The following is a 13751-nucleotide window of genomic DNA, read 5'->3' as shown; positions in this document are numbered from 1 at the left end:
ATTCTCCTATCCGTACTCCTTAATGCTGTGCAGCGAGACGCATAACTTCGGTTTCCGTAGCTTGCTCGCCTTCTAATATTCCTGTAAGCCGTCCTTCCGACATCACCATTACACGGTCAGACATGCCCAGCAGCTCAGGCATTTCCGAAGAAATCATGATAATGCTCTTACCCTGCTTCGCCAGATCAGCAATAATCGTATAGATTTCAAATTTGGCACCAACGTCGATACCTCGGGTCGGCTCATCCAGCAGCAGGACTTCAGGCTCTGTAAGCAGCCATCTAGCCAGCAGCACCTTTTGCTGATTTCCGCCGGAAAGATTCATAATTTGTGTTTTGGTTGTTGGTGTTTTGGTACGCAGCTTCTCGATCATTTTATCGACTTCTTCTTTCTTCTTTTTGCCGTTAAGCAGGAAGTAAGGCGTCTTATAATGGTCAAGGTTGGCGATTGCCCCGTTTTCATGCACGGACAATACCGGGAAGATACCGGTTACACGGCGTTCCTCTGTCAACAGGGCCAGGCCATGCTTCTTGGCATCCTGCGGCGAATTGATCTTCACCTTCTTGCCTTCAATGGAGATGGAGCCGGATTTAATGGCGCGGAGACCGAATAAGGCTTCGATAACCTCTGTTCTCTGCGCACCCACGAGACCGCCAACACCGAGAATTTCACCACGTCTCAGCTCAAAGGATACATCTTTGAATGATCTTGGCTCCGGTGAGGTCAATCCTTCCACCTTCATGTAGACTTCGCCCGGAACATTTGTGCGTTCAGGGAATCGGTTAGTAAGGTCACGGCCGACCATTTTGGAGATAATCAGATCTGTGGTAAGCTCGGCCGAAGGCCAGGTGCCGATCTTTTTACCGTCACGCATGATGGTTACTTCATCAGAAATCTCCAGAATTTCTTCCATCTTGTGAGATATATAGATAATAGCTACGCCTCTTTTTTGCAGATCCCGGATAATCCGGAACAAATGCTCAACTTCTACACTAGTTAAGGAAGAGGTTGGTTCATCCATGACAATGACGCGTGAATGAAAAGAGACAGCCTTCGCGATTTCAATGGATTGGACCTTGGATACGGACAGCTTGCCCACCAAAGTTTCGGGATTCAGATCGATATCCAGATCTTTAAATAAATTTTCCGTGTCCGTGAACATTTTTTTGTGGTCAATGAACTGAATCGGCCCGATGCCCTTGGTCGGAAAACGTCCTAGCCAGATGTTCTCCATGACGCTGCGGAAAGGTACCGGGTGCAGCTCCTGGTGAATCATCGAAATTCCGTGCTTAAGTGCATCGTTGGAGTTAGAGATGGTGGCCTTTTGGCCATCCAGGAAGATCTCACCGGCATCCGGTGAATAGATTCCAAAGAGACATTTCATCAGTGTCGATTTGCCTGCACCGTTCTCGCCCATAAGTGCATGAACCGAACCCGGTCTTACCTTTATGCTGACTCCGTCCAGCGCCTTAACGCCGGGAAATTCTTTAGTAATGCCGTTCATTTCCAGCAAAAACTCAGCATTTGCCATGTTGTTACGCCCCCTACGCTTTTTTTCTTTTTCCATGAGAGGCACAGCGGTTCCATCCTGTTCCCTACCCGAAAGGAATTCCGGAGAGCGGGTGACCACTCTCCGGGATTTTTGTTTATGAAGCTTATCTGTATCTGGAGCAATCTAACGATTATTGAGCGTCAGCTACATTGTCTTTAGTGATCTTTTTGTAGGAGATCCATACGTATTGGTTGTCAGTGATGTCGAAGCCTACGGTTTCTTTGGTAGGTGTTTCGCCTTTAGCCAGCAGGGACGCCAGGACGATTGCCGCTTTACCCTGATTGTTAGCGTCGTTCAGTACAGTACCGAGCATAGTACCGTCTTGCAGCGCTTGAACCGCTGGAGCAGTTGCATCAACGCCTACTACCGGCATGTATTTGTCGCCAGTGAAGTATCCTTGAGCTTTCAGAGCTTCAATTGCACCGAGAGCCATGTCATCGTTGTTGGCAAGAACGGCTTCAATCTTGTCGCCGTGGGAGCCGAGGAAGGCTGCCATTTTTTCCTGTCCTTTTACGCGATCCCACATTGCAGTATCTTCAGCCAATTTCTCAACCTTGATGCCGGCATCTTCGATAGCCTGGATGGAGTAGGTGGTACGCAGCTCAGCATCCTGGTGTCCCGGTTCGCCTTTGAGCATTACGTATTGCAGCACGCCGTCGCCGTTCTTGTCAGCTTCAGGGTGAGCCTTCCAGTAGTCAACAATCAGCTGGCCGGACATCGTACCGGACTCTTCTGCTTTTGCGCCTACATAATAAACTTTATCCCATTTCTTCATATCTTCAGGAAGCGGTTCGCGGTTCAGGAATACAACCGGAATGTCAGCTGTTTTTGCTTTGTCGATGATAACACCTGCAGCTGTGCGGTCAACCGGGTTGATCAGCATGCCGTCATATTTTTTGGTGACGAACAAATCCACCTTGTCATTTTGTGTAGGCTGGGAGTTCTGGCTGTCTACAATATCTACAGTGGCGATGCCTTTGGCAGCAGTATCAATGGCGTTTCGGACACCCGTCATGAAAGTATCATCAAATTTGTAGATCGCTACGCCAACCTTTGGAGTTTCAGCAGCTGAACCAGAGTTTGCAGTTGCAGGAGCGTTGCCTGTGTTAGCTTTGTTACCAGTGTCAGCAGCGTTATTGTTGCCGCCGCAGCCTGCAAGAGCAGCACCCAGCAAAGCACTAGCAAGTAAAACGGAAGTGATTTTTTTCATAATCAATTGACCTCCTGAGGATATTTCTTTTTTGTTATCCCGGTGTGTCCCGGGTACATCCTTATTATGCCCTACATGAAAACGGTTGCGAATATAAAATACTACTCATTTTCATGAAAATTCTAATGTCTAAAATCTGATTTACTCCTATCTGACAAAAGGGAACAGCAGCTTCTGGTTCTCGGGCCATAGCATATTCTCCAGATCAATCAGCTTGGTACCAGTGTCCACCCGCTCTGGAATAGTCACACCTTCAAGCGCTTCTACGGCGTATTTTACGGCTAAATACCCGTTGCTGAAAGGGTTCTGGATCACGGTCGCCTGCACCGTGCCATCTTGCAGCGATTCCATCATGGAAGGGGAACTGTCAAACGCAACCATCTTTATGTTGCCCATTTTTAAGCTTTGTATGACTTTGGCTGCTCCCTGGGATGCTATTTCATTCAAGGTGGCAATCCCGCGCAGATTCGGATGCTTCTCCAGCATTTCCCGGGTCAGGGTCTCGGCCTCCATCGTGCTTGAGGAAGTGTAGGAGATCTGCACCACTTTGACATTCGGATAACGGGCTGCGTAATTGAGGAATCCTTTCTCGCGCTCATCCGCATCTCTGGCCCCGTAATCAATGCTGCCTGTAGACCCCGGGCCCGCATTCAAAGAGGAGTTGGTGAAATTGATAATTCCGACTTCGCCATATCCCTGCAAAAGCTGGATCAGCCTCTCCGCAGATTTCTGTCCCGCTTCATAACCGTTCGACCCTACATAGGCCTGTACCCTGGCTGATCCGACTTCCGCATCAACTGAAATCACAGGGATTCTGTAATATGCTGCCTGGTCTACGACCTGAGCCAGTCCCATATAGCTGCTGGCAGCGAGAATAATCACATCCGCCTTCTCTTTAATGGATTCCTCCACCATAACCACCTGCTCATCGATATCACTCTCCGAATCCGGCGCTTTGAACGTCAGCTTGACATTGAATTCCTTCGCTGCAGCTTCCGCTCCCAGCTTCACCGTATTCCAGTAATCCCCTTTATTCATCTTGACGATCAAATGAATATTGCGCGTCTTGTTCGTACTGATGTAAGCAGGTGACGAATTAAAGCAAGACGACACGGAGATCCAGAGCACCCCGCACAGCAGCAGAGTCAGCCAAAAACGTATGCTTCTCACCGGTTTGTCTCCTCCTTCTCCTCTTCCAGTCCTTCACCGGCCAGGCGGGCCGGGAATGTGATGGTGACGATTGTGCCTTCCTCAATTTCGCTCTGAAAAGCAAGCCCATATTCGCGGCCATAATATAAGCCGATCCGTTCATGAACATTCCGTACGCCGACTCCAGACCCGCTTCCGCTTTTAACGCCTCCGCTCAGAATCACGTTCATCGTTTCCATGGACATCCCGAGGCCGTTGTCACTGACCCTGATGATAATGAGTCCATCCTGAAGCTCAGCGCTGATCGAGATCAGCCCTTCATCCGGCATCATTTCGATCCCATGGTAAAGTGCATTCTCAACGATTGGCTGCAGGATCAGCTTAATCGTCTGGTACTGTAATACTTCATCCTGTGCCGTTATTTCGTAACGGAACTTATTTTTGAAACGGAAGCTCTGAATCACCAGGTAATGGCGGATATGATCCAGCTCCTCCTGGATGGTAATTATATTCTTGCCCTTGCTCAGACTGATCCGGAAAAATTTCGAAAGGGACTGAATCATCGTGACGACCTCATCCGTTTTGCCGCGCTCTGCCAGCCGGATGACCGAATTCAGTGTGTTGTATAAAAAATGAGGGTTGATCTGCGACTGCAGGACTTCAAGCTCGCCTTTGCGTTTGGTCTCCTGCTCATAGATGATCTGATCCATCAGCTGCCGGATACGCTGGAGCATCATATTGAAGCGTTTGGACAGCTGCTCCACCTCGTAGGCGCCGCTGACATTGATCGGGGTATTGAGATCTCCCTCGCCCACCTGCTTGACCGTACGCTCCAGCTTGCGGATCGGACTTGCAATCAGCCAGGACAGGAACACAGATACGGCGGTTACACACACCAGGACAACTGCGAGGAACCAGGACAGAAATTGGTTCAGATCGCGTTTGGTCGTTACAATCTCATCATAGTAAGCGACACCGACGATCTTCCAGCCGGTCTGAGCCAGCGTGCGCACGGTAATAAACCGCTTCTCTCCGGTGGACTCATCCAGATAGCTGCGGAAGGCATATTCCAGCACCGGCTCTACATTCTCATATTTGAGGCCGGCATAGATCAGCTGCTGCTGCGGATGGTAGACGATATTCCCGAGCGGATCGAGAATGTAAGCGTATCCTCTTTTACCGAGCTTCACTTGCCGGCTTAGCTCATCAATCGTCCTGAAATTGAAATCCAGCAGCAGGACACCGGTTTTCAGCTCACCCTTCTCCCTGTACTGAATCATTTTGCTGATCGATACGACCCAGGTATACCGTCCCTTGAACAAATTCTGAATATGCGGGGCTGAGTAGGATATCTCCGAGGTCCGCTTGGCCGTAGTGAACCAGCTCTGGCTCTCCAGCTGAGTGTTCAGGCGCATGCTTTGACCAGGCGTACCTACTACATATTTGCCCTGTGGTGTAAAAACAGCCATGGATACCAGGTCCTCACGGCTGCTCATTAGTGTGTACATCCGTTCATAGAGCAACGGAGAGTCAATGGATTGACTCGTGGTGATCTGCTTCTCCGCCGTCTCAAAAATACTGCCCATCCCTTTAACATACAGCTCCAGATTATAATTCACCTGCTCGATAATCTGCTGCATATTGAGATTGGCATTCTCCTCCGCCGTGTTGGCAAACTTCCCGTACAGCATAATGCTGACGATCACCGCTACTGCCACAGTGACCGCCGTAAAAGTCAGGGTAATAATTAGCTGAATGCTGCGCAGCTTGGACGACAGGCGGATTTTGCCTCTCTTGCGGGGCTGCGGGCGAAGCGGAAAGAAAGTACCCTTCGGCTTATTCATGGGTTATCCTCCCCGCGAGCTGTTCTTATACTCTTTGGGTGACTGTCCGTATTTCTTGCGGAAGCAGAAGCTGAAATAGTTCGGATCGGCAAAACCGATCCGCTCGGCGATTTCAAAGGCCTTCAGCTCGGTCGAGCGCAGCATTTCCTTCGCCGCCTCCAGCCGGATCTGCAGCAGATAGCTGACAAAGGTCATCTTCATTTCTTTCTTGAAAATACTGCTGAAATAACCTGTGCTGATATGCAGATGCTGGCATACCTTGCCGATGGAAATGTCGGACTCCTCATAATGGGCACGGATATAATCCTTGGCCTGGTCAATCAGCTGCTTATAGCTCGACTGCCGCTCGGATGCAATGGTATCCATCAGCCGGCTGCACACCGTGATAATCCACTGCTTGGCTTCCCCCATATTGTTGAACTTATTAAGCTCAGTCAGCGATGAAATGCCTGAGCCGATAAAGTCATTCGTTTCACTTCCGGATTCCTTGGCCACCCGCAGAATCGATGTAATGATCTCCAGCAGGAAAATCTGATAATCCTGTGTCGAGACCTGCGCCGTATCCAGTCCCCCGAACAGCTCGTCCACTACTTCCCGCAGCTCCTGGACTGTACCCAGCTTGATCGTGCGGATCAGCGACTGCTGGGTCAGCTCATCATAGGCCAGCATCTGGCTGGATCTCGACTCCACATCCTCAATCCAGATCACACGGTTGTTGCCGAGAATCAGCCGGTAATCCAGTGCCTGCAGTGCATCCCCGAAGGAATTGAACAGCATGGACGGCATCCGGCATACCGTTCCTGCACCTGCAGTCACTGTGAGTTTCAGGAAACGTTGTACATTCTGGCGGATTTCTTCAAGAATGGTGAAGGTTCTGGCTGTCATTTCGCTCTCATCGGTTCCCTGGCTCACGGAGAGCAGCACCACATCATCGCGGTGGATGAACACCTTGCCGAAGCTGTGCTTCTGGCAGATTTCCTCGGCAATATTCAGGACGGCAAAGAGCTGCAGATTACGGTCCCCGGTGTCACGCAGGGATACCGGCCTGGCCTCAGGAACGCCGGAGCTTCTGTCCGGACGGATATAATCAATGCTGATAACAGAGGATTGAAATAACTCCCCGCTCAGATTGATGCCATATTCTGCGCTTTTCTCGGTAATTTCTACGGAGCGCAGACGGCGTGACACAAGAGAGGACAGGAACTGCTCACGCAGCACCGGCAGGCTCTTGCGGTAATGCTCGCTGAGCACGAATACATTCTCCTTCTCGGCAATCTCGGTCTCAATAGCAGCTCTAACCTTCAGCAGGACATCAATCAGCTCCTGAGAAGAGAAGGGCTTAAGAATATATTCATCAATCTGCAGCTTAATCGCCTTCTGGGCATATTCGAATTCATCATAGCCGGTCAGAATGATTATCTTCGTGTTAGGGTGACGGCTACGGATCCATTCCGCCAGCTGCAGTCCATTCATGAACGGCATTTGGATATCGGTAACCACCACATCCGGCAGCAACCGGTCTATCGCATCTGCGGCTTCACGGCCGTTCTCCGCCTGTTCCACCACTTCAAATCCGTATTTCTCCCAGTCGATCTGGGCGATAATGCCTTCTCTTACATCTTCCTCGTCTTCGGCGAGAATTAATTTATACATGCTTCATCCCTCTTCGGATATCGTTTGGAGTTTTACAGCATTATAATAGCTGATTCAGTAAGCTCAATCTATGTTTAAATAATGAAAGCTGCAGTAGCGGATCAAGTCAAATATGGGGAGCAATTCACTATATAGGCTGAGTGCATTTATTGCAAGTAAATATTATGTACATACATAGTGCGAATCCATTACAGAATGAAATTCCCCGGACCGCCTGACGCCGCTACATTCTTGAATCACACTCCTATAGGTGAGGTGCGGTCCATCCCGCTTCATGAACAATAAGTGGAATTTGGACACTTAATTTCATCATATAATTGGGCACCACCATTGTAAGTGGAATAACAACACTTACTCCCTTGATTCGAGCGCCAGGTGACGAATGGTGGATAAATAAATGTATTTTTTCCAACTACTGTTCAAGAAACGTCTGTTCCGGCAAAATTAGATGCTCTTTTTCCACTAATTACTTGAGGAAACGTCTTCGTCGCTGTCAATCATGAATAAGGACTACCGTTTCAGAAGGAAATAGATGGGTATGTTATCGTGTGAGACTTATAAATTCTGTGAATCGGCATAAAAAAAACCATCCCGCTTATGCCGGGATGGGGATGTTCGGTCACGTATAGGAATTATAGCAATGCTTTGTTGAAGCGGTAGCCTGTTGTCTTTTCGAACCCGATATGGCGGTAAAAGGCATGTGCCGGTGCACGCTCCACACGGTTGCCGCTTCGCAGGAACAGCTGGCAGCAGCCTTGATGGCGTGCCCATTCTTCCGCTGCGGATACGAGTCTTTTGCCAAGGCCTTGTCCTCTAAGTTCCTCTGATACGATCAGCGCGGTAATTTCCGTAATACAATCTGCATGTTTGTAATAGGACTTCACCTGCCGGAGTCCGATCATTCCCACAACTTCGTTATTGAGTTCTGCGACCATTGTGCAGTGGAGCGGATCATGCTCCATGCCTTCCATTCTCTCTTTCATCACGCTAAGCGTCGTCGGATAGCCGAATTCCCGCAGAAGGGCTGTAACTCTCTCCAGATCATTCATGCCACATTTGCGAATTTGCAGTACCTGCTCCTGAGTACTACTGTTCATCCTCGTATACCTCCACTTTTAGCATAGACGCCGCCTGCTTGGCCGTCGTCCGCGCGATTTCCACATCTTCCGCTGAACTGAGTGTTACTGCCATCCGCCGTCCAGGGCGGATCTCCGGTTTGCCGAATACACGGACTTGCGTTCGGGGAAAGGTTAGCGCCTTATCTATCCCGGTTACTGCAAAAGCTTGTCCAGTTCCTTCGGCCTTCAGGGTAGCTGAAGCACCCGGTGTTAACAAACGTACCGATTCCAGCGGAAATCCAAGAATGGCTCTGACATGCAGAGCAAATTCCGACAAATCCTGCGTAATCATTGTAACCATACCTGTGTCATGCGGTCTGGGTGATACTTCGCTGAACAGTACCCCGTCCGGGGTCAGAAACAGCTCCACTCCAAAAATCCCATATCCGCCAAGCTCATCCGTAACGGCCCGGGCCATCGACTGTGCTTCGGCAAGCAGCGCTTCACTCATCTGATGCGGCTGCCAGGACTCCACATAATCGCCATCCTTCTGAATGTGGCCGATCGGCGGACAAAATACGGTTCCGCTAACCGAGCGGACGGTAAGTAGTGTAATTTCACTCTCAAAAGTGACAAAAGCTTCTACAATGACGCGTGTACCTTTGGCACGTGCTCCTTCCAGAGCCGTATTCCAGCATTCTGCGGCATCCTCAGGTGTCCTGCAAATACTCTGTCCCTTGCCGGAAGAGCTCATGATCGGCTTGATCACACACGGTGTTCCAAGCTCACTTACGGCCTGGTGAAGTTCGTCCAGACTGTCAGCGAACCGGTATCCGGCGGTCGGCAGACCCAACTCTTCAGCCGCAAGGCGGCGGATGCCTTCCCGGTCCATCGTCAGTCTAGCGCTACGTGCGGTCGGTACCACGAGGAAACCTTCTTCCTCCAGTTCCACCAGCGCTCCGGTAGCAATGGCTTCGATCTCGGGGACAATCAAATCCGGTTTCTCTGAACGGATTAATTGCTTCAGTGCCTCTGCATCCAGCATATCCAGTACATAAGAGCGGTGGGCTACACCCATCGCCGGTGCAGCTTCATAACGGTCCACAGCTACGGTCTCTACGCCAAGGCGCTGAGCTTCGATAATGACTTCCTTACCCAGTTCACCGCTGCCGAGCAGCAGCAGCTTCTTACTCCGGGCTGAAAAAGGAGCTCCCCACATTGTCGACTCCAACCTCTTTTCGCAAATTTGACTGCCGACTTCTCTATTTCTGTAAATTGTCGCAGTTTCATTGTAAATTTTCAGGCTTCTTTATTTTCATCCATCAACCAGCAGATTGCAAGCATTCTTCGACATTTTCCTACAAACTTCACAGATGACTGTCCACCATATTGACGAAAGATTGCTCCATGAGCGATAATTCGCGGGCAATTTGGCCCCAGTGCTGCGCTGAATCACCCCCTTTCAGGAGTTCCGACATGGCCGCTTCCTGCTCGGCCAGACCTTCACGCAGCTGCTCTGCGGCAAGGGAAAGTGCCGCCGCTGCCGCACCGGTATAGAAAGACAGCAGCCGTTCTTCCTGGCTTACAGCCGCAGCAGCAATAGCCTCCTTGAACCAGTGCTCGGCAGCTGTGCGGATGTCTGCCCGTCCAGGGCCTTCAAAGAAATGACGCGGTGATCTGAAGCGGCTCCACAGTGCTGCCCAATCCAGAGGGGCTAGGGAGCAATCGAGCTTTGCCGGGACGGGCCAGCGCTCGTCTGAATTCTCCAGCAGCTGAAGCTCCTGACCCGGGATGGAAAGTTCTGCGGCTGCGGCTGCAGCCGCCTGAGTTACCAGCCTGCGCCCTGCCGCCTCCAGCCGCAGGGTGGTCGCCCACAGCTCCTGCTCCAGTTCACGCAGGATACTGCGCTCCAGCTCCCGGCCGCAGGCAATGAAGATGTCTTTCAGATGACCGCCCTCTTCCCGGAGGATAGAGGGATGGAACGATTCCTGAAAGGAACGGCCGAAGGAGAAGGACAGGCGCTGCCGGACATGATAGAGAAGCTCCTCACCCTCGCGGCGCAGATCCCGGATGGGCCGCTCTTCCCGCTCAAGCTGTGCCAGCCGGAGGCCTGCGTCATCCCGGCGCTGCCGGAACAGCCGCAGCCCTTCTTCCCGCTGGTCCGCTGCCATAAGCGCCATATGCTGCCATTCCTCCGCGCGGAGCCGGACCGAGCTTAAGCTATCCCTCGCCGCCGCCAGTGACAGGCGTGGCAGCTCCTCACCCGCAAATTCAGACAGCGCTTCTTCGAAGCTGCTGAATCCGGAAGCCTCGTAGGACTCCCGTACCCCGCGCGACTTGCCCTCCAGGGCAAGCAGACTGGACAAGGCATAGATCCGCGGGGAGGTCAGGCCGCCGGCACGCAGATTCTGCGTCACATGCTGCTTCACTTCTTCCAGCTCTGCCTCGTCTGAAGCGAGGTCGGACGCATTGATGATGAAGAACATTTTATCCAGGGCAAAGCTGTCCTTGATTCTTCCCAGCTGGGCCAGGAGACTGCGGTCGGCTTTGGAGAAGGCATGATTAAAGTAGGTCACGAAGCAGATCGCATCCGCATTCTTCATGTAGCCAAAGGTTACACCGGTATGCCGGGCATGTAAGGAATCCGCTCCGGGGGTGTCAACCAATACGATGCCGCTCCGTGTCAGAGGGCTGTCATAATAGAGGTCAGTACTCTGCACGAAGCAGGCCCGTTTCTCATCGGCTACCAGGCTTCGGTATTCCTGCAGGCTGACTGTACGCTCTGTTCCGAGCAGCGGGCCGGATTCCTCCCAGCCCGCTGCCGCTGCGCGCAAGAATCCGGCATGAGGCAGCGAGGACGGATGAAGCCCGCCGGTCTGCAGGCGTGCCACCGCTGCAGTCCAGGTGGTATGCTGCGGCGGTGCCAGCTGCAGCACACTGAAGGAATGGAGGATATCGTTCCAGAAATCCTCCGCTGACTTCATGGTCACGGCCGCAGTCGCGTGGGCGAATCCGCCCTCGGGGGCCAGTATGCGGCCGACGGCAGCCGTGGCGGGATGCGGAGACACGGGCAGCACCTCTTCGCCCAGCAGGGCGTTGGCGAAGGAAGATTTGCCGGCGCTGAACGCTCCGAACAGCGCCATCGTGAAGCGGCCGCCGGCGAGGTCCTCCGCCCGCGCCGCCAGGCTGCGCGCAGCCGAGGCCATGGCCGGCTCGCGGCGCAGCAGCCCGGCCGCAGCGTGCAGCGCCGCTGCGGCCTGCGTCAGCCGGCGGCGCCCGCCCGCCGGCGAAGCCGTACCCGCCGCCCACGGTGCGGCGGCGGGGTGAGCAGCCGCTGCGCTGCGCGGCGGCTGCTCAGGGCTGGCGGCGCAAGGCGCGCCAGCCGTATGGGCCCTCACCTCCGGCAGGACGCCGGGGTGAGGGTACGGCGCGGCGGCAGCAGCGCCGCGAGTTCGTCCGCGCGCGCGGCAGCCGCGCGGTCCAGGGCGGCCAGCGCGGCGTGCGCGTGCGCCTGCCGCTGCAGGGCCGCTTCGCGGCGCGAGAGCTCCGCGCGCCGCTCGTCCAGCAGCGGCGGCAGCTGGGCCAGCAGCTGCTCGCCGAAGGCCAGAGCCGCGCGGCGGAACTGTGCCTTAATTTCTGCCGCAAGCGTGCGGCAGAAATTAAGCAGCGCCTCGCCCGACGACCCGGTCCCCGGCTTCACCTGATCCGCCAGCCACTGCTGGCTCACCGCCGGGAACGCCTGCTTCAGCAGCGGCTCTGCCCCTTCCTGCCACAGCCCTGCGCCTTCAGCCCAGTCACGCACGAGCTGGAGTATATGCCACTCCAGCTGGGCAGTGATCTCTCTCTGCTGAAGCCCGTGCCAGTGGAGAAGCCGCGTTGCCTGCTCCTTCTCCCGCTTCGCCGCGGTGAACAATAGCCCGCGCCGGAAACCCGGGCTGCTGCTCTCGATATAAGCTCCAGCAGCATCCCTTACATCGGCTGGCATCAGATTGCTGTTGCCAAGCAGGGCATCCAGCTTACTGCGCAGCTCCAGCCGCATCCGCTCCGGCAGCTGCACGAGCAGCTCCTCAGCCTGCGAAATTTCCCGGATTTCTGCCTCCACCGCTTCCTTACCGGCATCCCCGGCCGCTTCCAGTAACTGAGAGCGCTCCTCCTGCTGCTCCTCGCGGTAAGCTGCAAGCACCGCAGCCGCCGTATGGTGGATGGAACGGGACAGACTGTAGCCGAGCAGTTCTTTTCGCTGCTCCAGCAGAGCTGCAATTACCGCGAGCAGATCATCCCATTGGTTCAGAGGGTGATCCTTCACTTTGAGTGAAGTGAACAACAGACCAGCGGAATGAATCCCCCATTCCCGGAAAGCGCTTTCCACTTGCTGCCGGTATTCCACTATGGAGATTTCCAGTTCTCTGTGCTTGTCGATCTGATTGATGATAAGGTACAGCGGCTTGCCCCAGTCGCTGAGACTTTTGGCAAACGCCAGATTATTCTCCGATTGCACATGGTTGTAATCCATAACGTAGAACACGGCATCAGCCAAATGCAGCGCCGAGTGAGTCGCCGCCTGATGCCCCTCATCGGTGGAATCCACCCCCGGAGTATCCATTAGAACGCCGTGCTTCCCCAGCAGCGGGACTTCCTCCCAGACCTCAATCGCTAAATATTCAGCACCCTGGCGGCAGTACTCCTGCAGCCGGTCTGGTGTAGTTTCTATTGCCGGTGCATGACTCCCAGGTGCCTCCGGATCTGCATGAAGCACTACCCGCGGAGCCCCGCTGCGGATCGATACAATATTGGCGCTGGTTGGAACCGGACCTGATGGCAGCACAGCTTTTCCGCATAGGCCATTAATCATACTGGATTTACCCGCAGAGAAATGTCCGCAGAAGGCAAGGGTCAATTCTCCCGCTTGCTCTTTAAGTATCAAATCTGCTGCTATCTGCGCACTATTCTGTTCGCCCCAGCTCTCCAGCTTCTGCTTCAGCAGCATAAGCGTTGACGTACTGGATATTACTTCCCTCATCCTGCTCCGTTCTGCTCCCACACCAACCCCACCTTCTGCAATCTACAACATGTGCATCCATTTATTTATAGATAAGAATAGATAAGCTTCGGGCTTCCACTTATGTGAAGCTATAACATTAGTATGTTTATCTGATCAGCAAGAATAGAATAATTACATTTTATCATCAGATTGTCACAAATCAACTAGCCACTTTTACAAAATCAGCTATAATCCTTCACGAAAAACAAGACTTCGCTGGACTAATCGACCCCTTGACAGATGA

9 protein-coding genes are annotated in these 13751 nt (G+C 53.0%); all 9 read right to left on the bottom strand.

Features of this window, described 5'->3' with window-relative positions; all coding sequences use genetic code 11:
• Window positions 1–19 precede the first annotated feature (19 nt).
• The 9 genes from MKZ24_RS17075 to MKZ24_RS17035 all read right to left on the bottom strand — a co-directional run bounded on the left by MKZ24_RS17075 (window position 20) and on the right by MKZ24_RS17035 (window position 13486).
• The gene (locus MKZ24_RS17075; protein ID WP_042237542.1) at window positions 20–1531 is read right to left on the bottom strand and encodes a sugar ABC transporter ATP-binding protein; all 1512 of its coding nucleotides are present in this window, start codon (window positions 1529–1531) and stop codon (window positions 20–22) included.
• A gap of 151 nt (window positions 1532–1682) precedes the next feature.
• Window positions 1683–2762, bottom strand: a complete 1080-nt coding sequence (locus MKZ24_RS17070; protein ID WP_156123228.1) for a galactose ABC transporter substrate-binding protein — start codon at window positions 2760–2762, stop codon at window positions 1683–1685.
• A gap of 147 nt (window positions 2763–2909) precedes the next feature.
• Window positions 2910–3932, bottom strand: a complete 1023-nt coding sequence (locus MKZ24_RS17065) for a substrate-binding domain-containing protein (protein ID WP_042237544.1) — start codon at window positions 3930–3932, stop codon at window positions 2910–2912.
• Window positions 3929–5755 (bottom strand): sensor histidine kinase, encoded by a 1827-nt coding sequence (locus tag MKZ24_RS17060; RefSeq protein WP_081956590.1) that lies wholly within the window; start codon window positions 5753–5755, stop codon window positions 3929–3931. Before MKZ24_RS17060 ends, MKZ24_RS17065 begins: the two co-directional genes overlap by 4 nt.
• Window positions 5756–5758: 3 nt before the next feature.
• Window positions 5759–7408 carry a response regulator transcription factor gene (locus MKZ24_RS17055; RefSeq protein ID WP_042237546.1) on the bottom strand — a complete coding sequence of 550 codons (1650 nt, stop codon included), beginning with the start codon at window positions 7406–7408 and terminating at the stop codon, window positions 5759–5761.
• A gap of 632 nt (window positions 7409–8040) precedes the next feature.
• The gene (locus MKZ24_RS17050; RefSeq protein ID WP_039307750.1) at window positions 8041–8505 is read right to left on the bottom strand and encodes a GNAT family N-acetyltransferase; all 465 of its coding nucleotides are present in this window, start codon (window positions 8503–8505) and stop codon (window positions 8041–8043) included.
• On the bottom strand, window positions 8495–9685 hold the full coding sequence (gene purT, locus MKZ24_RS17045) for a formate-dependent phosphoribosylglycinamide formyltransferase (protein WP_042237549.1): 1191 nt from the start codon (window positions 9683–9685) through the stop codon (window positions 8495–8497). Before purT ends, MKZ24_RS17050 begins: the two co-directional genes overlap by 11 nt.
• A 148-nt stretch (window positions 9686–9833) precedes the next feature.
• Window positions 9834–11864 carry a dynamin family protein gene (locus tag MKZ24_RS17040; protein WP_340784792.1) on the bottom strand — a complete coding sequence of 677 codons (2031 nt, stop codon included), beginning with the start codon at window positions 11862–11864 and terminating at the stop codon, window positions 9834–9836.
• Window positions 11861–13486, bottom strand: a complete 1626-nt coding sequence (locus tag MKZ24_RS17035; RefSeq protein ID WP_340784790.1) for a dynamin family protein — start codon at window positions 13484–13486, stop codon at window positions 11861–11863. Before MKZ24_RS17035 ends, MKZ24_RS17040 begins: the two co-directional genes overlap by 4 nt.
• Window positions 13487–13751 lie beyond the last annotated feature (265 nt).

The sequence above is a fragment of the Paenibacillus sp. FSL R7-0297 genome (assembly GCF_038009025.1).
GTDB lineage: Bacteria > Bacillota > Bacilli > Paenibacillales > Paenibacillaceae > Paenibacillus_AQ.
This window is presented reverse-complemented; position numbering and strand designations above follow the sequence as displayed.